25 protein-coding genes are annotated in these 25,166 nt (G+C 71.5%); 10 read left to right on the top strand and 15 right to left on the bottom strand.

Translation table 11 applies throughout. The features are described 5' to 3' along the window. Positions 1 to 65 precede the first annotated feature (65 nt). Positions 66 to 527: a DUF1003 domain-containing protein gene (locus JOL79_RS28080; protein ID WP_210158907.1), complete on the bottom strand. Its 462-nt coding sequence runs from the start codon at positions 525 to 527 to the stop codon at positions 66 to 68. After that, on the bottom strand, positions 524 to 1,729 hold the full coding sequence (locus JOL79_RS28075) for a magnesium transporter MgtE N-terminal domain-containing protein (protein WP_210158906.1): 1,206 nt from the start codon (positions 1,727 to 1,729) through the stop codon (positions 524 to 526). Before JOL79_RS28075 ends, JOL79_RS28080 begins: the two co-directional genes overlap by 4 nt. A 118-nt stretch (positions 1,730 to 1,847) precedes the next feature. Between JOL79_RS28075 and JOL79_RS28070 the strand changes: the two genes are divergently transcribed. Further along, positions 1,848 to 2,789, top strand: coding sequence for an EamA family transporter (locus tag JOL79_RS28070; protein ID WP_210158905.1), 942 nt, complete (start codon positions 1,848 to 1,850; stop codon positions 2,787 to 2,789). Positions 2,790 to 2,845: 56 nt separating this feature from the next. On the opposite strand, the gene JOL79_RS28065 is transcribed toward JOL79_RS28070, so the two are convergent. Beyond that, complete coding sequence (locus JOL79_RS28065; protein WP_230985616.1) at positions 2,846 to 3,223, bottom strand: hypothetical protein; 378 nt, start codon at positions 3,221 to 3,223, stop codon at positions 2,846 to 2,848. A 96-nt stretch (positions 3,224 to 3,319) separates the two neighbouring features. On the opposite strand from JOL79_RS28065, the gene JOL79_RS28060 reads away from it, so the two are divergent. The 3 genes from JOL79_RS28060 (at position 3,320) to JOL79_RS28050 (ending at position 9,038) form a co-directional block, all read left to right on the top strand. Next, on the top strand, positions 3,320 to 4,252 hold the full coding sequence (locus JOL79_RS28060; RefSeq protein ID WP_210158904.1) for an HpcH/HpaI aldolase/citrate lyase family protein: 933 nt from the start codon (positions 3,320 to 3,322) through the stop codon (positions 4,250 to 4,252). Positions 4,253 to 4,340: 88 nt separating this feature from the next. Then, a complete protein-coding gene (locus tag JOL79_RS28055) occupies positions 4,341 to 5,420 on the top strand; it encodes a CPBP family intramembrane glutamic endopeptidase (RefSeq protein ID WP_210158903.1) in 1,080 nt (359 codons plus the stop codon). 846 nt (positions 5,421 to 6,266) lie between these two features. After that, the gene (locus JOL79_RS28050) at positions 6,267 to 9,038 is read left to right on the top strand and encodes a hypothetical protein (RefSeq protein ID WP_210158902.1); all 2,772 of its coding nucleotides are present in this window, start codon (positions 6,267 to 6,269) and stop codon (positions 9,036 to 9,038) included. Here JOL79_RS28050 and JOL79_RS35180 read toward each other — a convergent pair. Beyond that, a complete protein-coding gene (locus tag JOL79_RS35180; protein ID WP_210158901.1) occupies positions 9,019 to 9,426 on the bottom strand; it encodes an NUDIX hydrolase in 408 nt (135 codons plus the stop codon). The two genes, JOL79_RS28050 and JOL79_RS35180, sit on opposite strands and share 20 nt — an antisense overlap. Before the next feature lie 72 nt (positions 9,427 to 9,498). Between JOL79_RS35180 and JOL79_RS28040 the strand changes: the two genes are divergently transcribed. Genes JOL79_RS28040 through JOL79_RS28030 form a run of 3 tightly spaced genes read left to right on the top strand, consistent with a single transcriptional unit; the run spans position 9,499 to position 11,942 of the window. After that, positions 9,499 to 10,140: a DUF6758 family protein gene (locus JOL79_RS28040; protein WP_210158900.1), complete on the top strand. Its 642-nt coding sequence runs from the start codon at positions 9,499 to 9,501 to the stop codon at positions 10,138 to 10,140. 56 nt (positions 10,141 to 10,196) lie between these two features. Continuing rightward, the gene (locus JOL79_RS28035; RefSeq protein ID WP_210158899.1) at positions 10,197 to 10,904 is read left to right on the top strand and encodes an MBL fold metallo-hydrolase; all 708 of its coding nucleotides are present in this window, start codon (positions 10,197 to 10,199) and stop codon (positions 10,902 to 10,904) included. 48 nt (positions 10,905 to 10,952) lie between these two features. Further along, a complete protein-coding gene (locus JOL79_RS28030) occupies positions 10,953 to 11,942 on the top strand; it encodes a RecB family exonuclease (protein WP_307848776.1) in 990 nt (329 codons plus the stop codon). 53 nt (positions 11,943 to 11,995) lie between these two features. Here JOL79_RS28030 and JOL79_RS28025 read toward each other — a convergent pair whose 3' ends face one another. From JOL79_RS28025 to JOL79_RS28015, 3 genes are all read right to left on the bottom strand, one after another. Further along, a complete protein-coding gene (locus tag JOL79_RS28025) occupies positions 11,996 to 12,907 on the bottom strand; it encodes an oxygenase MpaB family protein (protein WP_210158898.1) in 912 nt (303 codons plus the stop codon). Positions 12,908 to 12,965: 58 nt separating this feature from the next. Continuing rightward, positions 12,966 to 13,844 carry an alpha/beta fold hydrolase gene (locus tag JOL79_RS28020; RefSeq protein WP_210158897.1) on the bottom strand — a complete coding sequence of 293 codons (879 nt, stop codon included), beginning with the start codon at positions 13,842 to 13,844 and terminating at the stop codon, positions 12,966 to 12,968. Positions 13,845 to 14,174: 330 nt separating this feature from the next. Then, entirely contained in the window at positions 14,175 to 16,085 is a 1,911-nt protein-coding gene (locus tag JOL79_RS28015; RefSeq protein ID WP_230985615.1) for a DEAD/DEAH box helicase, read from the bottom strand. A gap of 407 nt (positions 16,086 to 16,492) precedes the next feature. Here JOL79_RS28015 and JOL79_RS28010 point away from each other — a divergent pair, with 407 nt between their 5' ends. Then, positions 16,493 to 17,215, top strand: a complete 723-nt coding sequence (locus JOL79_RS28010; RefSeq protein ID WP_210158895.1) for a ferritin-like fold-containing protein — start codon at positions 16,493 to 16,495, stop codon at positions 17,213 to 17,215. 113 nt (positions 17,216 to 17,328) lie between these two features. Then, positions 17,329 to 17,667, top strand: coding sequence for an ArsR/SmtB family transcription factor (locus tag JOL79_RS28005; RefSeq protein ID WP_210158894.1), 339 nt, complete (start codon positions 17,329 to 17,331; stop codon positions 17,665 to 17,667). Positions 17,668 to 17,907: 240 nt separating this feature from the next. Here JOL79_RS28005 and JOL79_RS28000 read toward each other — a convergent pair whose 3' ends face one another. The 5 genes from JOL79_RS28000 to ligD (JOL79_RS27980) form a co-directional block, all read right to left on the bottom strand. Next, a complete protein-coding gene (locus JOL79_RS28000) occupies positions 17,908 to 18,138 on the bottom strand; it encodes a DUF3107 domain-containing protein (protein ID WP_210158893.1) in 231 nt (76 codons plus the stop codon). A 91-nt stretch (positions 18,139 to 18,229) separates the two neighbouring features. After that, positions 18,230 to 18,850, bottom strand: a complete 621-nt coding sequence (locus JOL79_RS27995) for a TetR/AcrR family transcriptional regulator (RefSeq protein ID WP_210158892.1) — start codon at positions 18,848 to 18,850, stop codon at positions 18,230 to 18,232. A gap of 79 nt (positions 18,851 to 18,929) precedes the next feature. After that, complete coding sequence (locus JOL79_RS27990) at positions 18,930 to 19,130, bottom strand: Rv3202a family protein (RefSeq protein WP_210158891.1); 201 nt, start codon at positions 19,128 to 19,130, stop codon at positions 18,930 to 18,932. Positions 19,131 to 19,195: 65 nt separating this feature from the next. Further along, entirely contained in the window at positions 19,196 to 20,077 is an 882-nt protein-coding gene (ligD, locus tag JOL79_RS27985) for a non-homologous end-joining DNA ligase (RefSeq protein WP_210158890.1), read from the bottom strand. Next, positions 20,074 to 21,030 (bottom strand): non-homologous end-joining DNA ligase, encoded by a 957-nt coding sequence (ligD, locus tag JOL79_RS27980; protein WP_210158889.1) that lies wholly within the window; start codon positions 21,028 to 21,030, stop codon positions 20,074 to 20,076. Before ligD (JOL79_RS27980) ends, ligD (JOL79_RS27985) begins: the two co-directional genes overlap by 4 nt. Positions 21,031 to 21,107: 77 nt before the next feature. Between ligD (JOL79_RS27980) and ku the strand changes: the two genes are divergently transcribed. Next, positions 21,108 to 22,064, top strand: a complete 957-nt coding sequence (gene ku / locus JOL79_RS27975) for a non-homologous end joining protein Ku (protein ID WP_210158888.1) — start codon at positions 21,108 to 21,110, stop codon at positions 22,062 to 22,064. 267 nt (positions 22,065 to 22,331) lie between these two features. On the opposite strand, the gene JOL79_RS27970 is transcribed toward ku, so the two are convergent. The 3 genes from JOL79_RS27970 to JOL79_RS27960 form a co-directional block, all read right to left on the bottom strand. Beyond that, positions 22,332 to 22,607 carry a hypothetical protein gene (locus tag JOL79_RS27970; protein ID WP_210158887.1) on the bottom strand — a complete coding sequence of 92 codons (276 nt, stop codon included), beginning with the start codon at positions 22,605 to 22,607 and terminating at the stop codon, positions 22,332 to 22,334. Positions 22,608 to 23,419: 812 nt separating this feature from the next. Further along, complete coding sequence (locus JOL79_RS27965) at positions 23,420 to 23,800, bottom strand: hypothetical protein (protein ID WP_210158886.1); 381 nt, start codon at positions 23,798 to 23,800, stop codon at positions 23,420 to 23,422. A gap of 117 nt (positions 23,801 to 23,917) precedes the next feature. After that, entirely contained in the window at positions 23,918 to 24,334 is a 417-nt protein-coding gene (locus JOL79_RS27960; protein ID WP_210158885.1) for a hypothetical protein, read from the bottom strand. Between the last annotated feature and the right edge of the window lie 832 nt (positions 24,335 to 25,166).

The raw sequence follows: 25,166 nt of genomic DNA, 5'->3' as shown, positions 1-25,166 counted from the left end.
AGAACATCGGGTTCCGGTACGGCGGGGCCGGGGTCGCGCGGCCGTGCCCCCGCCGGTGCGCCGCGCTACTCACCGGCGGAGCTGAGCTCCTCCTGGAGCCGCTGGAACTCGGCGCGGATGTAGTCCCGCGTCGCCACCTCCCCGATCGCCAGGCGCAGGCCGGCGATCTCCCTGGTGAGGTACTCGATCTCCGCCTGGTTGCGCTCCGCCACCAGGCGGTCCTGTTCGTACTGGATGCGGTCGCGGTCGGCCTGCCGGTTCTGCGCCAGAAGGATCAGCGGGGCCGCGTACGACGCCTGGAGCGAGAGCATCAGGGTCAGGAAGATGAACGGATACGGGTCGAACTTGTACGGCGAGAAGGTGTTCCAGAGCAGCCAGACCCCGACGAACACCGTCATGTAGACGATGAAGCGGGCCGTGCCGAGGAACCGCGCGATCCGCTCCGAGAGCCGTCCGAAGGCCTCGGGGTCGTAGTAGAGCCGCAGCCGCGGGGCGAGCTCGCGCGGCTGGTCCAGACGCTCTGTCACGGGCGCTCCCGCCAGTCTTCCGGCAGCATGTGGTCGAGGACGTCGTCCACGGTCACGGCGCCGAGCAGGCGGCCGAGCTCGTCGACGACGGGGACCGCGACCAGGTTGTAGGTGGCGAGATAGGCCGCGACCTCCGCAACCGTGTGCTCCGGCCGTATCGGGTCCACGCTGTTGTCTATCACGCTGCCGAGCAGGGTGGAGGGCGGCTCCCTGAGCAGCCGCTGGAAATGCGCGACGCCGAGGTAGCGGCCGGTCGGCGTCTCGGTGGGCGGGCGGGCCACGAACACCTGGGCGGCGACGGCGGGGGTCTGCTCCTGCTGCCGGATGTGCGCGAGCGCCTCGGCGACCGTCGACGTGGGTGGCAGGATCACGGGCTCGTTGGTCATCATGCCGCCCGCCGTGTCCTCTCCGTAGGTCAGCAGCCGCCGGACCGGCGCCGCCTCCTCCGGCATCATGAGGCGCAGCAGGCCCTCCGCCTGCTCGGCCGGGAGCTCCTGGAGCAGGTCGGCCGCGTCGTCGGGGCTCATCTCCTCCAGCACGTCGGCGGCCCGTTCGCGGTGCAGCCGGCTGAGAACGAGCACCTGGTCGCGCTCGGGCAGCTCCTCCAGGACGTCGGCGAGCCGGTTGTCGTCGAGCGCAGCCGCCACCTCCGCCATGCGCTTGCTGGGCAGTTCGTGCAGCATGTTGGCCAGGTCGGCGGGGCGCACCGTCGCGAACGCCGCGAGCAGGTTGGCCGCGCCCTGGTCCTTCTGCACCACGTCGAAGCCGCCGACCTCGTCCCAGTCGACGATCAGCGTCTCACCGCGGCGCCGCGACCCGCGTCGTACGGCGACCTTGGTGATCAGCCAGTCGGACGGGCGTGGCTGTTCCAGGGCGAGATCCTGCACGGTGACCCGTTCGCCCTTGAACTCGACGGCGAGGTCGAGGAGCTCTCCGATCGCGAGCGTCTCGGTGTCGCGCTGCTCGAAGCGGCGCATGTTCAGCTTGCCGGTGAAGATCGCCGCGCGGGCCTCGATGCTGGTGATCCGGGTGATCGGCAGGAACACCCGTCTGCGTGGCTGGACCTCGACCACGAACCCGTGGACGCGCGGCGGCAGTGGCCCGCGCAGCGAGACCACGACGTCGCGGATCCGGCCGATCTGGTCGCCGGCCGGATCGAAGACCGCGAGCCCGGCCAGCCGGGCCACGAAGATCCGATCCACTCTGCCAGGGTACGCATGCGTGACCGGCACACCGATGAGCGCCCGGCTGCGGGTGCGTGGAGAGGGGCCGGTGTGACAGGATCAAAGCCATCTTTGAGTGATTACACGGGTGGGTGGCATGCGGGCGGTGAGTCTGGGGATCGCGGGCCTGTCGGCGCTGTGCTTCGGCTTCTCCGGGACGATGGCGAAGTTTCTCGGACAGGCGGGGCTGAGCCCGCTGGAGGCGGCGTGGGTGCGCATGGCGGGGGCCGGGGTGCTCCTGCTGCTGCTCCTCGCGGTGGTGCGCCCGCGGGCCCTGCGCATCCCGCGCGACAGGCTGGGGTTCTTCGCGGCGTACGCGGTGGTCGCCGTGGCGGCCGTGCAGTGCCTGTTCTTCCTGGCGATCACCCGGCTTCCGGTCGGGGTGGCGCTGCTCGTCGAGTACACCTCGCCGGTGCTGGTGGTGGTCTGGGTGCGGTTCGTCCGGCACGTACGGCTGCCGCGCTCCGCGTACCTCGGCGCGGTGGTCGCGGTCGCGGGCCTGGCCGTCGTGGTCGAGATCTGGGACGGCGTGCGGCTGGACGCGCTGGGCATCGTCCTGGCGCTGCTCGCCGCGGCCTGCGGCGCCGGATATTTCCTGATGAGTGAATCCTTCGGGGACGACGTCGACGCGCTCGGCCTGATCGGGTGGGGGCTGATCGGCTCCGCCGTGGTGCTCACGCCGATCTCCGCGCCGTGGCGCATCGACTGGGCGGCGTTCGGAGGCGTCGCGACGGTCGGCGGGCACACCCTGCCCGTCGCCGTGGTCGCCGCCTGGCTGGTGGCGGTGGCCACCGTGATCGCGTACGTCACGGGAGTGACCGCCGTGCGCCGCTTGTCAGCGGCCGTGGGAGCCACCGTGGCCTCCGTCGAGGTGATCGCCGGAGCCGTGATCGCCTGGGTGCTCGCGGGCGAGCGGCTCGGCCCGGCCCAGATCGGCGGCGGCGTGGTCGTGCTGGCCGGGGCGCTCCTCGCCCAGACCGCGACGGCGCGGCCGGCGCCCCGGGCCGAGACCGTGGTCCTGGAGACGGCGCGCGGATAGCCCCGGCGGGCCGGGTGCTCCAGCGGAGCCAGAGGGAACTGGCCGGCGGGAACGGGTCAGGAGGAGACGGCCGGGCGGGGCACGAGCCGCACGACGGCCGACCGCTCGGCCCACCGGGCGGGCAGCCCGGCCGCGTCAGGGGCGTTCAGCCGCTCCCTGGCCAGGGCCGCCACCACGTCGGGCGCGGACGCCTGGTCGACCACCTCGACGGCGGCGGGAAAACGGACCAGCTCGGCGCCGTTGTCCTTGCTCCTGAGGACGACCTCGACCTCCGCCGCCTCCGCCAGGCCCGGCAGTGACTGCTCCCCGCCGCCGGTGACCAGGCAGATCGCCCCGTCGTGCCAGACGTGCCAGGCAAGCCGCGGGCCGGAGGGCAGCACGAGCCACAGCACGTTGGACTTCTTCGCGCCTTCTTCGATCAGCGGCAGGCTCATGCCGTCCAGCCTCTCAGGTCCGGACCACCGGGCGGGCCGCCGCCTGATCGCCCCACCGGGACGAGCGGGCCGCCGTACCTCGCTAGCGTGTGAACCATGCGCGCTCGACGATCGTGCCTGGCGGTGCCCGGCAGCAGTCCCCGGTTCCTGGAGAAGGCCCAGACGTTGGCGGCCGACGAGGTCTTCCTCGATCTGGAGGACTCGGTGGCGCCCGCGGCAAAGGAGGAGGCCCGCGCCAACGTCGTCGCCGCGCTCAGGGACGGCGACTGGACGGGGCGGACGGTGGTCGTCAGGGTGAACGACCTGACCACCCGGTGGACGTACCGCGACGTCATCGAGGTCGTCGAGGGCGCAGGCGACCGGCTCGACTGCGTCATGCTGCCGAAGGTCCGCGGGGCCTCCGACGTCGCCTGGCTCGACGTGCTGCTCGGCCAGATCGAGCGGGCCAACGGGCTGCCGGAGGGCCGGATCGGCATCGAGGCGCAGATCGAGGACGCCCGCGGGCTGGTCGCCGCCGACGAGATCGCCGCGTCGTCGCCCCGGCTGGAGACCCTGGTCTTCGGCCCGGCCGACTTCATGGCCTCGATCGGCATGCGGACCCTGGTCGTGGGGGAGCAGCCGCCCGGCTACGGAGAGGGCGACGCCTATCACTACATCCTCATGCGGATCCTGATGGCCGCCCGAGCCCACGGCCTCCAGGCCATCGACGGGCCCTACCTGCAGATCCGCGATCTGGACGGGTTCCGCCGGGTCGCCCGGCGGTCGGCGGCCCTCGGCTTCGACGGCAAGTGGGTGCTCCATCCCACGCAGGTGGAGGCGGCGAACGAGGTGTTCTCCCCGTCACAGGAGGATTACGACCACGCCGAGCTGATCCTCGACGCGTACGACTACTACACGACCGTGGAGCGGCGCGGCGCGGTGATGCTCGGCGACGAGATGATCGACGAGGCGTCGCGGAAGATGGCGCTGGTGGTGGCCGCGAAGGGCCGTGCGGCCGGGCTGTCCCGGACGACCGAGTTCACCCCTTGACCCTTCCTGCGCCCCCGAAAGGTGCACTTCTCCGCAAAAGGTGAGGGCAGCCAGGGAACGCGCGCGCATGGGCGCGAAGAATGGAGACATGAGCGAACCACAGCCCGACCCGCCGCCGTCGTCGGCCGAGCCGCCGCCGGGCGTAGGGGCGAGTGGTCAGTGGCCGCGGGGGCGCCACCCGGCACGCCCCGGCCCCTATGACGGCGGCCCCTTTAGCGGGCAGTACGGGCGGTATCCGCCGCCGTACGGCTGGGAGCCGCCGCGTCCGCGTCCGTGGTCCGCGCCGCCCGCGCCCGGCAGCCGGTACGACCGGCTCGCGGACACGCCGTATCACCGGTGGTGGCGGCCGATCGTCGGCACGGCCCTGATCATCGTGGGCTTCCTGGTGATGTCCACCGGGATCGGCCTGATCGCGGGAGTGGTCTCCATCCTGCTCGGCACGCCCATGTCGGCCAGGGGATCGCGCCTCTTCGAGGATCCCCTTCTCGACCTCGGGTTCCATCTCGGGGTGATCGCGCTGGCGCTGCCGCTGGTGTTCGTCGCCGCGCTGGCGATCAGGAGAAGACCGGGGGCGCTGTCGTCGGTGGTGTTCCACCTGCGCTGGAAATGGCTGGGCGTCTGCCTGCTCGTGGCGCTGGCGGCCGTCGTTCTGGGGCAGCTCGCCGAGGCCGCGACGCTGCTCGGCACCGGGGCCGACCCCGGCTATCGCTGGGCCGGATGGGACGCGTTCCTGCCGCCGATGATCCTCATCCTGGTGCTGGTGCCGTTCCAGTCCGCGGCGGAGGAGTACGCCTTCCGGGGCTGGATCATCCAGTCCTTCGGGGCCTATTTGCGCACTCCCTGGCCGGGGATCCTGATCGGCTCGGCCGCCTTCGCGTCGCTGCACGGGTATACGGACTGGGGCATCGCCTACGTCTTCGGCTTCGGGATCCTGATGGGATGGCTGGCGATCCTGACCGGCGGGCTGGAGGCGCCGATCGCCCTGCACGCCACGAACAACCTGATGGCCTTCGGGCTGGTGGCGGCCAGCGGCGAAACGGGAAGCGCGCTCGAACAGGGGTCGCTGCCGTGGCAGTCGCTCGTGGGAACGGCCGTCCAGTTCGCCGTCTACGGCGTGGCAATCATAATAATCGCCCGAAAGGCGACAATTCAGACGCTCTCCCGATAAATCTGACTAGAGAGGTCTGGTCCCCGGGGCTTTCCCGTGTTGCTCTGGATTGGTGTTGGGGTATCACAGTGATCGCGTCCGCTTTGCCGTACCGATGGTGGAACGGTCCGGATTAGCTCCCCGGGTGAGGAGGTACTGAGCGTGGCCTCGGGCCCTCACGAGCATGATCGTCGGCGGGAGACCGGCGACGCGCGCGGCAGTAGTGCATACGGCGGCGGCGCACACGGCGGTAGCGCGCATGGCAGGGAGTCCCCCGATCAGGGCCCCCCGCCGAGGCTGCACCACTCCCCGCCCGGCCCCTCCCCGTGGGCGATGCCGCCGTTCGCCGCCCCCGTCCCCGAAGAGCCGGACACGCCGGAGGAGGGACCGCAGGGCGAGAGCCGGCCGGGCGGAGAGGCCACCTGGGCTCCCCGGCCCGAGCCCACGCCGGAGTCCCATTCCGGGTCCCCACCTGAGACACGGCCAGAGCCCGCGCCTGAGTCCCCGCATGAGGCACGGCCCGGGTCCGTGCGCGATTCGGGGCCCGATTCGGGGCCGGAGGCCGGCCGGGGCGCGAGGGCGGGACGCCGTCCCTACGCGTCGCCGTACGGCTCGCCCACGCCGAGGCACGGGCGTGGGCAGCCACCGTCCCATGAACGGTCCCATGAACCGCCCCAGGAGCCCTTACAGGCGCCGTCACGGGCGGATCCGGCCTCTCCCGCGGGCGACGCCGCGGGCCCGGAGACCTGGCACGGCGAGGGTGCCAGGTCGCCGATGGCGCCGGACGAACCAGAACAGCCGGCAGGCCGGCCGGCCGAGAGCGCCGGGCGCGATCGTCAGGGAGAGGGCGGCGGGCGGAGGCGGCTGGTGGACCGGCCGGACAAGCTGGTCGCGTCCGGCCCGCCCCGTCGCACGCGCGCCCGCATACCCACGGAGAACCCCGACGGCCCCGGGGCTCCGGAGATCGACACGCCCCCGTCGGGCCCGTTACGCGAGCACTCGTGGTCTCCGGCTCCGCCCGTCCCGCAGCCGGTCCACACGCCGCCCGAGCCGACGTCCCGCCACGGGCTGGACGATCCGCCGGAGGAGCCGGATCTCGGCGGCGAGATCCCGTATGAGGACGGCCCCGGCGCCCCCGTCCCGCCCGTCGAGCGCATCGGCCGGCCCCCCGGCGGGCGGCCCGCCAGCCGGCCCCCCGCTGGGGGCGCGCCCGTGGGCCCGTCACGGCCGGGAGGCGGCCGGCACCACCGGCGCATCGCCCCCTCGCGGCCCCGAACGGGCATACTGTCCGGAAGCGTCTCCGGGGCGCTGGCCGGACGTCTGGGCGGCAGGCTGGTGACGCCCGTCGTGGTGTCCGTCGTCCTCGTCCTGGCCGCGGTCCTGGGCGTCGCGTTCGTGAAGTGGAACCGGACGCCCTCGTCCGGCGGGCTCCGGCTCGCCGCGGGCGACGGTCAGTCGGGCGACGTGGCGTTCACCGCGCCCGGCCTGCCCGGCAACGGCTCCAGCCAGGTGCTCAACGCCGTGACCTCGGTGGGCTCGACCATCGTGGCGGTGGGCAGCGATGTCACCGATCCCACGCCGCGGCCGTTGTTCCTGGTCTCCACGGACGGCGGTGAGCGGTGGCGGCTCGGCAGGGTCGGCGGCCCGGCCGGCTACGAGCCCACGGCGGGCGCCGTGGCCCGGGTGACCGGGGGTGGCGGGCGCTGGCTCGCCGTCGGCACCGACGCCCCGGGGTCCGCCGGCCCGGCCTCACGCGGCATGTGGGTCTCCTCGGACGGACTCGACTGGACGGCGGTCGGTCCCGACCGGCTCACCGCCTTCTGGAGCCAGGACAGGATCACCGATCTCGCGCGGACGTCGAGCGGCTTCCTCGCCGTCGGTGTCACCGTTCTCAAGGACGGCACGGCCGGGCCCGTGGCCTGGATCTCGCCCGACGGCCGGGGCTGGACGAGGGTCGACACCGACCAGATCGGCACCCCGGACAAGGTCCGGGGCATGCGGGCGGTGGTGGCCAGGGGCGACCGGGTGGTCGCGCTCGCCGATCCCAGCACGGGCGACTCGGTCTCGGTGATCCTGCGGTCCGACGACGGAGGCCGCAGCTGGCTGCGCACCGCCACGGCCCTGGCCGGCGTGCGGCCGGAGCCCGGAGCGCTCGGCGTCGCGAAGAAGGGCTTCCTCCTGGTCCCCACCCGGCAGAAGTCGCCGGCCGGGGACGCGGCCGTCTACTGCTCACCCGACGGCGGCGCCTGGAGCCGGTGCGGGGCCATCGGCAAGCTGGGCGCGGAGGGCGCAGGCGTCCGCGGGCTGGCCTCGTCGGCGGCCGGCGTCGCCGCGGTCGTGGAGTCGGGCTGGGAGCGGTACGCCGTCTATGTCAGCGACGACGGGCGCACGTGGACCAGGAGCGCCGATCTGGGCTCGATCCCGGGTACGCTCCGCGGGCTGACGATCACCGACGAGGGCCTGCTCGTGGCGGCCGGCGACAAGCGCGGGCCCGGCGACGTGGAGAACCTCCCGGTGCTCATGACCGCGCGGAAGGGGCAGGCCGCCAGGGCCGTTCCGCTCGACCGCGTCGCCGGGCTGAACCGCCTGGCCAGGGACACCGCCGACGTGTCCTTCGCGGGCGGCACGTTCGTGGCGGTCGGATCGGCCAACGGCGACGCCGCGATCTGGACGAGCGGCAACAACGGGGCCAACTGGACCGACGCCGCCGCCTCCCGCCTGCTCGGCGGGCAGGGACGGCAGGCTCTCGGCGGCGTGGCCCACGGCCCGAAGGGCTGGCTCGCCGTCGGCAGCACGACGACCGATCCGGCCGTGGCCCGGCCCCTGCTCGTCACCTCCGCGGACGGCAGATCGTGGCGGGCGGGGCCGGTCCTCGACGTGCCCCAGGGCCACTTCCTGCTCGCGCCAAGGGTCGTGGCCGCCGGGCGCGGCGGCTACGTGCTCGCCGGCGAGGACCGCAGCGCCACGGGCGTGCTGCCGGCCCTCTGGTTCAGCCCGGACCTCAAGCGCTTCTCCCGCTCCGCGCCGGGCAGCCTGCCCGCAGGCGGCGCCGGCGTACGGATCTTCGACGTGGCCGCCACACCGCAGGGGTTCGTCGCGGTCGGCGGATCCGGCACGGCCGACCGGGAGACCGGCGTGGTCTGGGTGTCCTCCGACGGTCTCAACTGGACCTCGCGTGGCGGCGTCGTCCCGCCGGACGCCCGCTCCGCGGGACTGCGGCACGTGGTGACCACCGAGAACGGCGTCGTGGCTGTCGGCACGGCGGTGACCAAGCACGGTGTGCGTCCGTTCTCCGCGCTTTCCACCGACGACGGCGCACACTGGGAGTTCGGGTATCTGCCCGCCGAGCAGGCGGCCGTGGTGCTCGACGTCACGGCGACCGGACAGGGCGACGGCGTGGTCGCGGTCGGATCACACGGAGACGGGGGCGAGGGCGACAGCGCCGCCTGGGTCTCCGGCGACGGAGTCGACTGGGCCCGCCAGACGCTGACCCAGGACGGGCTTGGCGGTCCGGGCGCGCAGTACCTGGCCGCGGTGGCCGTGTCCGGCAGCCGGGTGGTGGCGATCGGCAGGTCGACCGGCTACGCCGACGATCACCTCACGATCTGGCGGAGCACGGTCACGACGGGAGATCGATGACCCCCCACTCGGTCAGGGCGTCCGCCAGGCCGGGGGTCAGCGGGAGCCGGAGGAGATCCGCCGGCGGGCACCACCGCGCGTCCGCGGCGTCGTCCCCGGGGGTCAGCCGGCCCCCGGCGGCCGTCGCCAGGTAGTCGTATATCTCGTAGGCGACGCCGTCGTCCGGTCCTGGCCGGATGACGGTCCCGGCGAGGCGGCCGACCTCGATCTCCAGGCCGGTCTCCTCCCGCATCTCCCGCCGCAGCGCCTGCTCGTCGGTCTCACCTGCCTCGACCCGGCCGCCGGGAAGGGACCACAGCCCCTGCCCGGGAGGCCGCCCGCGCCGGACGAGCAGGAGCCGTCCGGCGGAGTCGACGACGATCCCGCCCACGCATCGGATGAGCCGCACATGACCAAGATTACGGCTGGATAACGGGAATACCCTTGACGTCGGCACGTCGCCGACGCACCGTGAATATTTGTGAGAACCGCGCCGACATGTCCGCGGTGCTTCGGGCCGCTGCACGAACCGAACGTCTGGACGAGCTCCTGGCGATGCGACGCTCACGGAGACGTCCTGCCCCTCCAGTCTCCGCGCCGCCCGTCCGAGGCCGCCGCCGACATCGTCCGGCAGGCCGCCCGGGTGCCCGTGTGGATCCCCTGGCCGCTGCCGACCGGCTGGCTGGTGACGGGCTTCGCCGAGGCGGGCGACGAACGCACCGGCGTAAGGGCGAGCGTGGTCGCGCTCAGCGGGCCGTCCGTCACGCACGGCCCCGCCGACCTGCTGCTGATCGCCGAGGAGCCCGGAGTCGGGCTCGGCGCGGGGTTCGCCGGGCTGCCGGGGCCCGACCCCGGCGCCGGATTCGACGCCGGGCCCCCGCACGCGAAGATCGACATCAGGGGCCATCCGACGGCGCTGTGGTGCGCCGGACGGGTGCCGGCCGACCGGGCGGTGTACGTCGGCGAAGCCCTCGGCAACTGGATCTGGACCATCGCCTGGCCCGCCGAGGCGGGATGTTTCATCGCCCTGTCCAACCTGTCGCTGCGCGACCTGCGCGACCAGGACCAGGCGATGATCCTGCCGTTCGGCGCGTTTTCGCCGCGTCTCGGCGGAGAGGGATAAGGGTTCGGCACGCATCCGGCGGGCCGGTTCCGCGAAGGATAGTAAGGTTCTGAGCCGTGACAGCGCGTATCGAACGAGTGGTTACCTCGGGTCCCGTGGACATCGAGGGCGTCGAGCACAAGGTCGAGAACAACACCTGGATCCTGGGCGACGACGACGAGGTGATCGTCATCGACCCCGCGCGCGACGCGGAGAAGATCCTGGAGCAGGTGGGCGACCGCGAGGTGCTCGCGGTGATCTGCACCCACGGACTGCCCGACCACGTCGGCGCCGCCATCGAGGTCGCGGCCAGGGACGAGGCGGTCATCGCGGTCCACGTCAAGGACAAGCGCCTGTGGCGGCAGACCTGGGAGGAGACCTGGCCCGACATCGACATGGAGGACGAGGGGCTGTTCTCCGTCGGCGACGTCGAGCTCGAGGTCCTGGCCACTCCCGGGATCACCCCCGGCGGCGTGTCGCTGTACTGCGAGGAGCTGGCCGTCGTCTTCACCGGCAAGACGCTGCTGATGGACGGCCCCGGCAAGATCGGCGGGGAGTATCCGGCGCTGGCCGACCAGCTGACCTCGATCGGCGAGCGGCTCTTCACGCTCCCGCACGAGACCCGCGTCCTGCCCGCGCACGGCGAGGAGGGCACCATCGGCGACCTGGAGCCGCAGTTCGACCAGTGGCTCGCGGGTTCCCTCACCGGTACGGCCGAGACCGAGGCGCCGCCCCTGGTCGACGGCACCGGCGCCAGCGGGATCAAGCTCAACCTCGACGAGTAGCGGCCGGGGTCGGGCGTCGGAGGGCAGCGGCGACGGAATGGGGGAGACGTGGAGCAGCTCGGTCTTGAGGGCATGCCGAGGCGGCTCTACTCCTGCACACCGTCCCGCCTGAACACCTGGCTCGACTGCCGGCGACGGTACCGCTTCTCCTATCTCGACCGGCCGGCTCCCCAGAAGGGGCCGCCGTGGGCGCACAACAGCGTGGGAGCCTCCGTCCACAACGCGCTGGCCGCGTGGTGGCGGGAGCCGTACGAGCGGCGCACGCCGCGGATGGCCGCGATCCTGCTGACGAACGGCTGGATCCGCGAGGGGTTCCGCGACGAGGAGCAGTCGGCGTTATGGCGTGACCGGGCGCGTGAGATGGTGTCCGGCTACGCCGAGACGCTCGACCCCGCCGACGAGCCGGTGGGCGTGGAGCGCACGGTGGCCACGCGCACGTCGGTGATCGCCGTATCGGGCCGGATCGACCGGCTCGACCGGCGCGGCGACGAGCTGGTGGTGGTCGACTACAAGACCGGCCGCAGGCCGTTGACCGAGGACGACGTCCGGTCGTCCCTGGCCCTGGCGATCTACGCGATCGCCGCCTCCCGCATGATGCGCCGCCGCTGCCACCGGGTCGAGCTGCACCATCTGCCGACCGGGTCCGTCGCGGAGTGGGAGCACGGCGACGAGTCGCTCGGCCGTCACCTGCGCAGGGCCGAGGAGATCGCCCTGGAGGCGTCGGACGCCGACGAGGCGTACCGCGCCTGGGCGTCCTCGGGCGGCGGCACCGGCCGGTCCCGGGGCTCGTCCCGCGGCGGTTCAGCGAATACCGCGCCGTCCGAGGGCGCCGTCGCGGCCGCGATCCCGGCCGACGTCGAGGCGCGTTTCCCGCCCAGCCCGGGCCCGATCTGCTCCTGGTGCGACTTCCGGCGCCACTGCCCGGAGGGCAGGGCCGCGTCCGCGGACCGCCTTCCCTGGGACGGCCTGGCGACGGCCGGCGACCAGAACCAGACCGGAGCGGCCTCCACCGCGGGTAGCACGGACGTGTCCGCGTAACCGGCGCCGCGGAGACCGGAGAGCGACGGCCAGGCCGCCGGCCCGGAGACGGGTCAGGCCGGTATCGCGCCGGGACGGCGACGCGGATCCAGCAGGCCGCGGAAGCCCCGCCGGACGTCGTAGCCCGCGGCGGCGAGCCGATCTCTCGATCCGCGCATCATGGCCCGCGTCCCCGAGTCGAGCACCCGCTGGTGCAGGGCGTCGGGGATCGAGTTGACCGTCAGGCGGAAGGCGCGCAGCGCCGCGGTCACGGTGGCCTGCGGCACCTCCGGCAGCACGCCGTACATGCGGCGGGCCCAGTCGGGCAGCGTGTAGTAGCAGAGCGCGCCGAAGGGGAAGTACGCCGGCTTGGCCGGCGCCAGATAACGTACGGCGGCGGGCATCCGGGGCCAGAGCAGGAAACGCACGGCCGCCGCCGACTCGGGGATGACCTTGAGCCGGGGCCGCATCCCGTCGAAGTACGCCTCCATCTCGCGCACCGAGCCGGGCACGTCCTCCTCGTGCAGACCCACGTACGTCGCGCTGCGGCGCTGCTCGGACAGGTACCGGTCCGCCTCCCGGTCGCCGATGGCGACACCCGCGCGGCGCACGACCTCCAGGTATGACACGACCTCGGCGCAGTGGACCCACAGCAACAGCTCGGGCTCGTCGACCCGGTGGGTCCTGCCGGTCTCGGGATCGTGGACGCGCAGAGCGCGGTGGATCGAGCGGACCCGCCTGCCGATCTCGTCGGCCTCCTCGGGGCTGCCGTAGGTGACCCGGCTCACGAAGTCGGCGGTACGGCGCAGCCGGCCGAACGGGTCCTCCTGGAAGTTTGAGTTCTGCCAGACGCCCCGCATCGCCAGGGGGTGCAGGGCCTGCAACATCAGCCCCCGGACGCCCGCGACCCACATCGTCCGGTCGGTGTGGACCAGCCATGTGGCGGATTCCGGAGGCTGTGCGGTCAGGCCCTGGCTACCCGGCATAGTACATAAATCATCGCATGGGGCTCGTGGGACGGCCGACGAGAGGGTGGAACGGCGATCAGCCGTGCTGCAGGATGCGGCTCTCGGCGACGTTCCAGAACCTGGTGAGCGCGGACGCGGTCGTCTCGGGCGCCTCGACGGCGGGAGAGTGGACGGCCCCCGGCACCACGACGCACTCCGCGTCGAGCCGGTCGGCCATCTCCGCCTGCAGGGCGGGCGGCCAGCCGTCGTCGTGCTCGCCGTACAGGACCATGAGGTCGAGGCCGCAGCCGATCAGCTCCGGCACCCGGTCGCCGGCGTCGAGCACCTCCCTGGCCATGGTCATCAGCCCGGTCGGGTGGTTGGCGAGCAGCCGCTTGCGCAGGAAGGCGACGATGTCGTCGGGCACCCCCGCGCGCAGCGCCTCCGGCTCCATTCGGTTGGACCACAGGTAGTCGAGGCCGAACTCGGGCAGCTCGGCCAGCAGGACGCGCCCCGCGCGTTCACGGGGTCCGATGATGCCGGCGGGGCCCGAACTCATCAGGGTGAGCGAGGCGGGCTTCACCGTGCCGTGGAGCACCGTCTCCCGGACGACGAGGCCGCCGAAGGAGTGGCCGAGCAGGTGGACCGGCTCTCCGGCGCCGATCTCCGACACGAGCGCCGCCACGTCCCACCCCAGGGCCTGGCAGGTGTACGCGTCCGGATCGTCAGGACCGGGGGTCTCGTACTGCCCGCGCAGGTCGACGGCGACGACCTTGCGGCCCGCCTGGGCGAGCGTCTGCAGGACCGCGATGAAGTCCTCCTTGCTACCCGTGAGACCGGGCACCAGGAGAGCGGGCCAACGCTCGGCGACCCCGCTCACCGGCAGGGCCTCCAATGCGGCGAACGAGCCGATCGGCGTCTCGATCTGCTGTTCGCTGACACCGGGGGGGAGCGTAAGGAACCGCGGCGTGCTCACGAGGCCTCCTCCACGTCGATCGGGGTGTCCGGGGGCGGTGGGCCGGACGACCCTCCCGTCCCGGACCGGCTTGTGCGTACGCAGGCTCGTTCGCTCACGTGGCATCACGATACCGAGCGGGGAGTGCGGGGACACCACCGAAGGCTTGACGAGGGTTTCCGATGCTCATCGTTCTCCTCCCTTCTGTCCAGGTCATACCCGTTCGGCGTGCGGGCGCCCGGGGCCGACGGGGCGGAGAACGCACGACGGCGGGGAAGCGCCGGCTGAACCTCCGGACGCTCCCCCGCCGTCGCTGTCGAGATCATCGCAGGTGGGGCGGTATCCCGCCGCTCACCCCGAGCGGCGCGGTCTCGGCCGGGCCGGCCGTCGCCGCTGCTGGGCGCGCTCGCTCGCGGCCGACGGCGCGAGGTCGTCGTCGTCCGTGGCGAGATCGGGTGACCTGAACACGATGGCGAACGGGCTCGCCGGGATGATCCGCTCCGGCTCGGGCCGGGGCTCCGGCTCGACCGGGCGGGTCTCCGGCGCCGCGACGTCGGCGCCCGCTCCGGAGAACGGCGCGTAGTCGTCGGCGTGGTCGTCGTCGACCCGTGGCCTGGACACCGCCGCCTTCGGTGCGGTCGCCCGCGCCGCGGGCTGCTGTACGAGGGAGGCGTCGGCCAGGGCCTCGCTGAGGGCCGGGCCGGCCGCCCCTCTGCGCCCGCGCCGGCGCGGGGCCGCCTCGGGAGCGGGAGCCGCCTCGTCGGCGGGAACCGCGCCGGCGGCCACGCCGGAGACGGGGGACGCCAACGCGTCGGCCTCCACAGCGGACGTCGGCGCGACCTCCGCCGCGACCTCCGCAGCGGACGTCGCTGCGAGGGGCGCCGTGGGAGGTGCTGCGGGAGGCGCCGTGGCCTCGTCGGCGGCGGGTACGGAAGGTGCGGTGGAAGGTGCCGTGGAAGACTCCGCGGCCTCCTCCGCGGCCCGCCCGCCCCGGGTGCGCCTGCGCTCCCGGGTCCGCGCCGGACGCTCCCTGCGCTCCTCCCGGTCGCTTCGGTCGGCCCGGCCGCCCCGCTCGGACCTGCCGCGGGAACGGCTCCGGCCGGTCTCGCCCAGGTCTTCGATCTCCTCGGCCTCCAGGCCGGCCCGGGACCGCTGGGCCCGTGGGAGCACGCCCTTCGTCCCCTCGGGGATGTCGAGGTCGGTGTAGAGGTGAGGCGAGCTGGAGTAGGTCTCCCCCGGGTCGGGGAAGTCGAGGCTCAACGCGTTGTTGATGACCTTCCAGCGGGTCAGCTCGGTCCACTCGACGAAGGTCACCGCGACGCCGGTGCGGCCCGCACGGCCGGTACGGCCGATCCGGTGCACGTAGGTCTTGTCGTCCTGCGGGCAGTCGTAGTTGACCACATGGGTGACGTCGTCGATGTCGATGCCGCGGGCGGCGACGTCGGTGGCGACGAGCACGTTGATCTTGCCGTTGCGGAACGCGCGCAGGGCCTGCTCGCGCTGCCCCTGGCCGAGGTCGCCGTGGACCGCCGCCACCGCGAAGCCCTTGTCGCGCAGCTGCTCGGCCACCATGTCGCAGGCCCGCTTGGTCTCGCAGAAGACCATCGTGAGCCCGCTGTCGCGGCTCTGCAGCACCCTCGCCAGGATCTCGATCTTGTCCATGCGGTGGGTGCGGTAGACGAACTGGGTCGTCAGCGTCGTGGCCTCGGCCTCTGCCGTGGTGTTCTCGGCGCGGACATGGATGGGCCGGGTGAGGTAGCGGCGCGAGAGCGAGACGATCTCGCCCGGCATGGTCGCGGAGAACAGCATGGTCTGCCGCTGCTCCGGGACCAGCTTGATGATCCGCTCGATGTCCGGGAGGAAACCGAGGTCGAGCATGCGGTCGGCCTCGTCGAGGACGAGCATGCTGATCTGGGCCAGGTCGAGGTGCTTCTGCTTGACCAGGTCGAGGAGCCGCCCGGGGGTGCCGACGATCACGTCGACGCCGTTCTTGAGCGCCTCGATCTGGGGCTCGTACGCCCGGCCGCCGTAGACGGTGAGGATGCGGGAGCCGAGCTTGCCTCCGGCGAGGACCAGGTCCTCGGTCACCTGGAGGGCGAGCTCGCGGGTGGGTACCAGGACGAGGCCGCGTGGCTTCTTGCGGTTCTTCCTCGGTTTGCCGACGAGCTGGAGCATGGCGACGCCGAAGGCGTACGTCTTGCCCGTGCCGGTCCTCGCCTGGCCGATGACGTCCTGCCCGGACAGTGCCAGCGGGAGCGCCATCTCCTGAATTGGGAACGGTGAGGTGATGCCCTCGGTCTCGAGGGCATCTGCGATCTCCGGGATGACACCCAGGTCTCGGAACGTCGTTGTCAGCGTGGCCTGCCTAAATCTGTGCGAAGGCGGGGCCTTCCGGGACATCCGGCCGGCAGATTCAACCCGGTCCGGGCCCTCGCGGACAGTCGCGCCCTCGTCGTGATCAGCGACCGCCGTCGTCCAGTGACTGGGGTCCGAGGCGACGCCCCGGATCGGCATGGTGCGGTCGCACTTCCACGAAGCAGTCTACTCGATACCACAACCGGGAACCGATTTCTGTGCCTTCTCCCCAAAAAACCGCGCCTCACCCACCGTCCATCCCCTGTCGCGAGTGGGGGCCGGAGAGGCGGACGCCGGGGCCTTACGCTGCTCCCATGAACGATTCCGCTCCCGGTCCCTCCTCCGGCATCGTGGACCTGCTCGGCGTGCTGGCCTACGCGGAGCTCGCCGCCTTCCTCCGCCTGGCCGAGGACGCCGCCCTGCTGGCCCCCACCCTGAACGACCGGGCGGAGCTGGGAGACGTCGCGGCCGCCGAGTACGGCCACTTCCGCGTGCTGCGCGACCGGCTGTCCGGGCTCGGGGTCGACCCGGAGGAGGCGATGGCGCCGTTCGTGGACTCCATCGACGCCTGGCACGCGCAGACCAGGCCGGGCGACTGGTACGAGGCCCTGGTCAAGGCGTACGTCGGTGTCGGCATCGCCGGCGACTTCTACCGGGAGGCCGCCCGGCACGCCGATCCGTCCATCAGGAGCCTGGTCGACGAGGTGCTCGCCGACGAGAGCCGGTCGGAGTTCGTCGTGGAGCGGGTGCGGGCCGCCCTGGAGGCCGATCCGCGGCTGTCGGGCCGGTTGGCACTGTGGGCCCGCCGGATGGTGGGCGAGGCGCTGAGCCAGGGGCAGCGGCTCGCCGCCGTCCGTCCGGAGCTCGCCGCCCTGCTGGTCGCGACGGACAACGCGGACGGAGCGGACGGCACGGGCGCGATCGGCGCCGCGGACGGCGGGATCGGCGACCTGGCCGAGGTGGGACGCCTGTTCGCCCGCCTGACCGAGGAGCACGGCAGGAGGATGGTGGCGCTCGGCCTGACGCCAGGGTCATAGCGTTAGTTGATACTTACTGAAGGGGTGGCTGACTTCGTGGCGCCTCGTCGAGCCGTACGACGTGCCGGGCGCCGGAACCCTCGCCGAATTCGCCGACCCGCATGGAGCGACACGTGAACGAGCCGATGGACGAGGCGCTGCGGGCGATCGCCGAGCCCCGCCGGCGCGCGATCCTGCGGCTCGTCGCCAACCAGGAGCTGCCCGCGGGCCGGATCGCGGAGCATTTCGAGGTGACCAGGCCCGCGGTGTCGCAGCATTTGCAGGTGCTCAAGGAAGCCGGTCTGCTCGTCGAGCGGCGTGAGGGCACCAAACGGATGTACCGTGCGAGATATGAGGGCCTCGCGCCGCTACGGCAGTTCCTTGACGAGATGTGGGCCGAATCGCTGGACTTCGCGCGCCGTACTACGGAGGGGGAGCGCGGGCTGTCCGACCACGAGTCACAGACCGGATGAGCCCCACGGCCCCGATCGGAGACGCCGCCCGCGCGGATGCGGCTATGGACGCCGCTGAACTCGCCCCTCACCCTGAAGTGACCGTCGAGCAGTGACCGTCGAGCGCGGAGCCGGCGGCCGGGTCTACGAGACGTGGGCCGACGCCGCGTAGACCCGTGCGGGCCCGTGCGCGTCAGACGCGGCGGCGTGTGACGCGACCCTGCCGCGCGCCGCCGCGCGCCGTCATGCGCGGGCGGCGGCTCAGAGCGTGCCGCCGAAACCGACCGGCCGCAGCTCGTCCTCGCCGATCTCGACGAACCCGAGCGACGCGACGGGAACGACGACCCGGCGGCCCTTGGTGTCCGTGAGCGAGAAGACGCCCTTGTCCGAGGCGAGCGCCTTGCGGAGCTCCTCCTCGATCTGCTCGGCGGTGAGGTCGGTCTCCACCACGAGCTCGCGGTGCACCGACTGCACACCGATCTTGATCTCCATCGGGGTTTCCTTTCGCGTGGGCTCTCATCCCCATCGTCGTCGCCCCGGCCGCCGGGTGCGCCCTGCGATCGCGTCGAGCGAACAGGGCCCCTCAGCCGGTACGGGGGAAACCGCTGATCCCGCGCCACGCCAGGCGCGCCATGAGCTGGGTCGCCGCCTCCTTGGGGATGGAGCCCTGGCTGCTCAGCCAGTAGCGGGCGCTGACCTCCGCCATGCCCACCAGGCCGACGCCGAGCAGGTGCGCCTCGTCGCTGGAGCACCCGGTGTCCTCCTGGATCACCTGGCTGATCGCCTCGGCGCTCTCCCGCAGAGACCTCTCCATGCGCTCCCGTACGGGCGCCGCATTGCGCAGGTCGGACTCGAAGACCAGCCGGAACGCCTCGCCCTGGCTGGAGACGAAGTCGAAGAACGCGCCGATCGCCGCCTGGACCCGCTGCTTGTTGTCGGTCGTGGAGGCGAGGGCCTGCCGGCACCGGCTCACCATGTCGTCCACGTGCAGGTCGAGCAGGGCCAGATAGAGCTCCAGCTTGCCCGGGAAATGCTGGTAGAGCACCGGCTTGCTGACCCCGGCCCGCTCGGCGATGTCGTCCATCGCGGCCGCGTGGTAGCCGTTCTCCACGAATACTTCCTGCGCGGCACTCAGGAGTTGGCGGCGGCGGGCCATCCGGGGCAGCCGGGTGCCCCGGGGCTTGGCATCCGGGGTAGCGGTCACGGCAGTCTCCTTGTGAGGATGCGCATCGGGGGGCTCGCCCGCCCCTCGGGGTGTCATCCTACGTGTCGGGCAAACCAGGTCAGCGATAATCCTCGTCGTCGCCGCCGACCGTGCGCTCCTGCTCGGCGACGTCGGCGGGGTCGGCCTCCAACGGGACGTGCTCGGGCCAGTGGTTGTCCTCCGGGACCTCGACCTGCTGATGCTGCTCGACCGCGTCCGCCTCCGGAGCCTCGATCGAGATCTCCCCGGCCACGTCGTCGAGCGGGTCCATCTCGGACATGTCCATCCTCCCGTTCGAAGGTCTGCTGCGACAGGTCCACACTACGACCGGCGCCGCATTCGCCACTATGCGCTGACCGGCCCGAACAGGTCTCCGTGCTCCTCGGCGCGGGCCAGCGCGTCCGGGGCGGTGAACACGAGCTGCCCGGGTGCGGCGCAGCTCTCGACCTCTGCCCACAGCAGCGGCGTCGACACGGTGGGCGTCGGGTTGGCCCGCAGCGAGTAGGGCGCCACGGTCGTCTTGGCGGGGTTGTTCTGGCTCCAGTCGACGAAGACCTTCCCGGTGCGGGCGCTTTTCGCCATCACGCTGGTCACGTACGGGTGCTCCGCCGCCAGGCGCCCGGCCAGCCGCCTGGCGTAGTCGGAGGTGCCCTCGCCCCGATCCCACGGCACGTAGACCTGCAGACCCTTGTTTCCGCTGGTCTTGGGGTAGCTGCGCAGGCCGTCCTCGCTGAGCGCCTCCCGCAGCGGCAGCGCCACCCGGCAGCAGTCGACGATCGTCGCGGGGGCGCCGGGGTCGAGGTCGAAGACCAGCGTGTCGGGCGGGAGCGGTTTGCCCTCGTCGTCCACCCGCCACATCGGCACGTGGATCTCCAGGGCCGCGAGGTTGGCGTAGTAGACGAGAGTCGGCAGGTCGTCGACGACGGCGAACTCGATCTCCTCGCGGTCCTTCGTGCTGCCCGGGGCGGGCAGGGTCACGGTGCGGACCCAGTCGGGCGTGTGGGCCGGCACGTTCTTCTCGAAGAAGAAATGGCCCGTCACGCCGTCGGGGTAGCGCTTCACGGTCAGCGGGCGGCCCCGCAGGTGGGGGAGCAGCAGCGGGGCGATCCGCGTGTAATAGTCGATGACCTCGGCCTTGGTGAATGAGGCGTCCGGGTAAAGGGCCTTGTCGAGGTTGGTCAGCGCCAGTTGCCTGTCGCCGACCCTCACCCGCACCTTCGCGGTCATCTCGGTTCCTCCCGCCGTACCTCCGCGGGGACGCGGTCCGCCCGCACTCCGCGCCAGACGGGGTTACGCAGCCGTCCGTCCCGCGTCCACATCGTGTAGGCCACCTCACCTACCACCTCGGGCCGCACCCACACCGCGTCCTTGGCGATCCCCCCGGGCAGGTCGCTCGAGAAGGCGCTCCGCCCGATGCGGAGGGGCGCGAGCAGCCGGTATGTGTCGTCGAGCATCGCGTCGGTGAACCCGGTGCCCACGTGCCCCACGAACTCGAATCCACCGTACGGCCGCTCGCCGTACACGCCCAGCAGCAGCGACCCGACGCCGCCCGCGCGGCGGCCTCTGCCCGGCTTCCAGCCGCCGATCACCACGTCGGCCGTGCGCAGATTCTTGACCTTCACCCACCAGCCGACGCGGCGTCCGGGCCGGTACGGCGAGTCGAGCCGCTTGGCGACCACACCTTCGAGCCCCTGCCGCCGGGTCGCCTCCACCACCTCGGGCTCACAGGGGAAGTACGGCGGAACGTCGAGGCCGAGCGAGCCGAGCAGGTCCCGCCGCTCACGGTAGGGCAGGTCGTAAAGGGAGTGGCCGTCCAGGTGGAGGAGATCGAACGGCACGTAGGTGACGGGCACATGGCCGAGCAGGCGCGCTCCCGCCGGGTCGGTGACGTGCATGCGGCGCTGGAGGCGGGCGAAACTGGGCCGCCCCAGCGGGTCGAAAGCGACCACCTCGCCGTCGAGCACCGCCCCCCGGCCGGCCAGGGGCGCGAGGACGTCGCGGACCTCCGGGTAGCGGGAGGTGAAGTCCGCGCCGTGCCGTCCGGTCACCCGCGCGTCGCGCCCGGCGTACGCGATCGCCCGGATGCCGTCCCACTTCACCTCAAGGGCGTACGCGTCGCCGTCCCCGGGCAGCTCTCCGGGGACCGCGAGCATCGGTTCCACCGGGTACGGCACGGCCATAGTGGGTACCTGCCCATGAAGTAACTCCTTTGAATCACCCTATAGTGGTATTCGAACACAGAGACGAGAATGTGGTTATGCGCAGCATCTGGAAAGGCGCGATCTCGTTCGGTCTGGTCACCATCCCGGTGAAGCTGTATTCGGCCACCGAGCAGAAGGACGTCTCGTTCCACCAGGTGCACCGGGCGGACGGCGGACGGATCAAGTACCGGCGGGTCTGCACGGTCGACGGCGAAGAGGTGCCCTACTCCGACATCGCCAAGGGATACGAGCTCGCGACCGGCGAGATGGTCGTGCTGACCGACGACGACTTCGCCGATCTCCCCCTGACCACGTCTCGCCGCATCGACGTGCTGCAGTTCACCCCCGTCGAGCAGATCGACCCCATCTACTTCGCCAAGTCGTACTACCTGGAGCCGGACGCTCAGGGCACCAAGCCGTACGTGCTGCTGCGGGATGCGCTGGAACGGTCGGGCCAGGTGGCCATCGTGAAGGTGGCGCTGCGGCAGCGGGAGTCGCTGGCCACGTTGCGGGTGCGTGACGGCGTCTTCGTGCTGGAGACCATGCTCTGGCCGGACGAGGTGCGCGAGGCCGAGTTCCCGTTCCTGGAAGAGGACGTGGAGGTCCGGCCGCAGGAACTGAAGATGGCCGAGTCGCTGATCGAGACGATGGTCGCCGACTTCGACCCGGGGGAGTACAAGGACGCCTATCGCGAGGCGTTGCAGGAGGTCATCGAGGCCAAAGTGGCCGGCAAGGAGGTCGTGGCCGCGGAGGCGCCCGCAGAGCGGGGCCCGGCCGTCGACCTCATGGCGGCGCTGCGCGCCAGCGTCGAGGCCGCGAAGCGGGAGCGCGAGGGCGCCGCCGCCGGGGCGAAGTCCCCAGGGAAGACCACGGCCAAGCCGGGAACCAGGCCGGGAGCCAAGTCCGCGGTCAAGCCGGCGGCGAAGGCCGAGGCCGCGTCGGAGGCCGGCACGGAGAAGGACACGGAAGAGGACAAGGCCGCGAGGAAGCGGAAGACGCGACGCTCGGCGTGATCCCCGCCCCGGGGCGGCCGGTCGCGGTGCCGGTCGCGGTGCCGGTCGCGGTGCCGGTCGCGGTGCCGGTCGCAGTGTCGGTCGCAGTGTCGGTCATGGGCCGGCGCGTAACGGCGAAGGCGGCATGAGACGCGTAGCGGCTCCGGCGGATCGTGTCCGCCGGAGCCGTCGTCTCTTCGCACCCCGCATCCGTCTCCGCCTGCGGGCCGAGAGGTGGCTTCTCCCTACCGCTCAGCCCGGGGCGCGAAGGTCATGGCGACGCGCGGATCAGTCGTCGAAGTCGATGTCGACGATGGTGTCGCCGCTGGAGCAGCGGTTGCGGACGCCGACGAGGGCGGCCTGAACGGTGCGGCGATACTTGCGCTCGTAGTAGCGCTTGTAGGCACGGTTGCAGCGGCGCCAGCCGTCACCGTGGCCACAGCTCGAACACATGCTCGCGGCGTTCGCGGCGCTCGCGCCGGTCGCGGCGCTGAGGCAGACGACCCCGCCAGTGAGAGCCGTGCTGATGGCCAGGCCCGCGATGACGTTCCGGAAAGTGGGCATTGCGTGTCCTCCTTGAAAGGATCGATTGCCCTACAGCGACATTTCCAGATAAGGGCGGAAATGACGCTAGATGGCCCATAATGGGCTGTCTCTCCCGCGATGTCTTAATTGCCGGGTTGACGGAGCGGCAAACGGCGCCGGTTCGCGGTTTTGTGGGTCGCTGTCTCTTCCTGGCTGATCACAGACGGGCGATGGGGTGTTCGTCCTGATATGTCCGATTTGATGAGTCACTCGAATCCTGAACCGGCCATGGCGTTCCCATCCATCCTTCTTCCGATGGTCATCCGCTTCCCAGCGCGCGCTTTCGCGGCGCCGCCCGCGGGCGTAGGAGGGCGGTGGGGCGCCGAGAGGGCGGTGAGGCGTCGAGAGGGCGAGAGGGCGAGAAAGGCAGCGAGGCGGGCTCGCCGCAGCGGAGACCGGGGGAGACGAGGTGGGCTGAGGGCGAGGCGGGGCCGGGGGAGGAGCGCTGAGGGCGAGAGAGGCCGGGGAGACGCGGACGGAACGGCGAGAGGGGGGCGAGCGAGGGAGGCCCGGAAGCCAGGTCGAGGGGGCGGGTCCGGGGCCGGCCGGAGAAGGGGGCCACATGGACGAGGCTCCGGTGGGAGCGGATCCCACCGGAGCCTCTGCCTATATGCCCTGTACCTGGAATGTCCGTCTCAGTCGGCGGACTGCCGAGGTCTCGGGTCTCCCCGCCTCCCGGGGTCGCCTCTCCGGCGGCTCCGGGTCACTTGGGAAACTCGGTCCCTCCTGTCCTCCGGCTGTTCTGCGTCGTTCTCACGGTTCATTCAGGAAGGCCGTCAAGGCCGTTTTGCTCAGTTGCACCAGTTGTTGTTGTTGCACCAGTTGTTGTCGCAGTTGTTGTAGCAGTCGTTGTTGTTCCACCAGCAGTTGTTGTTGAAGCAGTCGTTCCTGCAGGTCTTGTCCTGGAATCCGATGCAGACGTCCTTGGTCGCGATCGCGAACGAGGAGCTGTCGTCACGGCAGGAGTTCCAGCAGTTGTTGCTGTTCCAGCAGTTGTTGTTGTTCCAGCAGTCGTTGTTGCAGTTGTTCCAGCAGTTGTTGTTGTTCCAGTTCGGGCTACCGCAGTTGCTGGACGGGATGGTGCTGGCGCTGGCGGACGTGGCGCCGAGAGTCATGACGCCACCGACGATAGCGGTGCTGAGAGCGAGACCGGCGAAGACCTTCTTGAACATGGGCACTGCCTTTCTCTGAAAGGTTTGTGTTGCCATTGATTCGCTGACATTCCAGAAGAATGTCGTGAGAGAGGTACTACGCTGACGGCCGACGGGCCAGGGAACCCTTACCGATGATTAGTGGTGGTTACGCTCGTCCTTGTTCCACCAGTTGTCGTCCTTGAGGTTCTGGTTGTCGTTGCGGTTCCACCAGTTCTGGTTGTTGTACCAGTCATCCTTGTCGGTCTTGTCCTGGAAGCCGACGGCGACATCCTTGGCGGCGATGCCGAAGGCCGAGTGGTCGGTCTTGTCGAACTTCCAGAAGTTCTGACCCCACCAGCCGTTGTTGTCGCGCTGCCAGTCCCTGTTGTTGTTCCACCAGTTGGAGTCGTCGTGCTCGACCGGCCGGTTCTTGTCGTGGCGGTCGTGCCCGTCGCGCCAGTCGCTGGCGGGGATCGCCGAAGCGTTGGCGGCCGTGACGCCGGCGGCGAGAGCGCCACCCGCGACCGCGGCACCAAGAGCGAGCCCGGCGATGACCTTCGTGAACATGGGCATCGAGTTTCCCCCCAAGTTTCTGCCCCGAATTCCACGACATTTCCCGTACTCGCTGGGAAATGTCGTTATGGCTCTCAATTGAGCCATCTTCCTGCGCTGTCTAGATTTCCGGGCGCGTCTGCTTACAAACGAGGATCTCGGGCTTTTGATCTCTTGTTATCTCTTTATGGTCAGCCTTAGACTATTAATGACGGCTTTGCGGTGAAATGTCCGAATCGCCGTGCCGTCGTTTAGGGCCCGCGCCATATCCCGCCCGCGTAAGAGTCAGCTCACTGAGGGGCGAAAAGGGCAAAATGGGGCGGTTCTGGCTCATAGGTGGACCACCTCCTCCGGGCGCTGAACGTCGCCCCGAGGCGCCGCCGTACGGGCACGCGGGACCCGCGTCCGGATCGCCGGATCCGCGCCGGTCACGAGGGTGTGGGCGCCGAATGGCGTGGGCCGGCAGATGTGCTGCGAGGGCGCTGCGAGAGGGCGCTGCGACTGGAATGGCGAGGGCGCTGCGCGGGCGTGGCGACGACCCGGTGACAGGGCGGCGCAGGTGCGCCCGGGGACTACGGCCGCCGTGCGTGGGAGCCCGTGACGACGCATGGCCGGTGCATGGGCCGGTGAAACAGGACCGCGGCGAAATGGGCTGCGCCGCATCGGGAGGCACGGCGAAAACCGGGGCGTGCCGGGGCGCGCTCGAACCCTGACGGCGTCGACAGGGAGGGATTCGAACAGCGGCGTGTTCAACAGGGGGCGGGGAAATGGGGACAGGAGAAACGCGGGTAGCCGAGGGCCCCGGTTCGGTGCTCCGGAGCCCTCGGCTGATCGCCGCACGGCGTTGGGCGGC

Origin of the sequence: Microbispora oryzae (assembly GCF_017896165.1) — a bacterium.
Lineage (GTDB): Bacteria > Actinomycetota > Actinomycetes > Streptosporangiales > Streptosporangiaceae > Microbispora > Microbispora oryzae.
The sequence above is the reverse complement of the archived record's forward strand: the minus strand, read 5'-3'. Positions and strand labels throughout refer to the sequence as shown.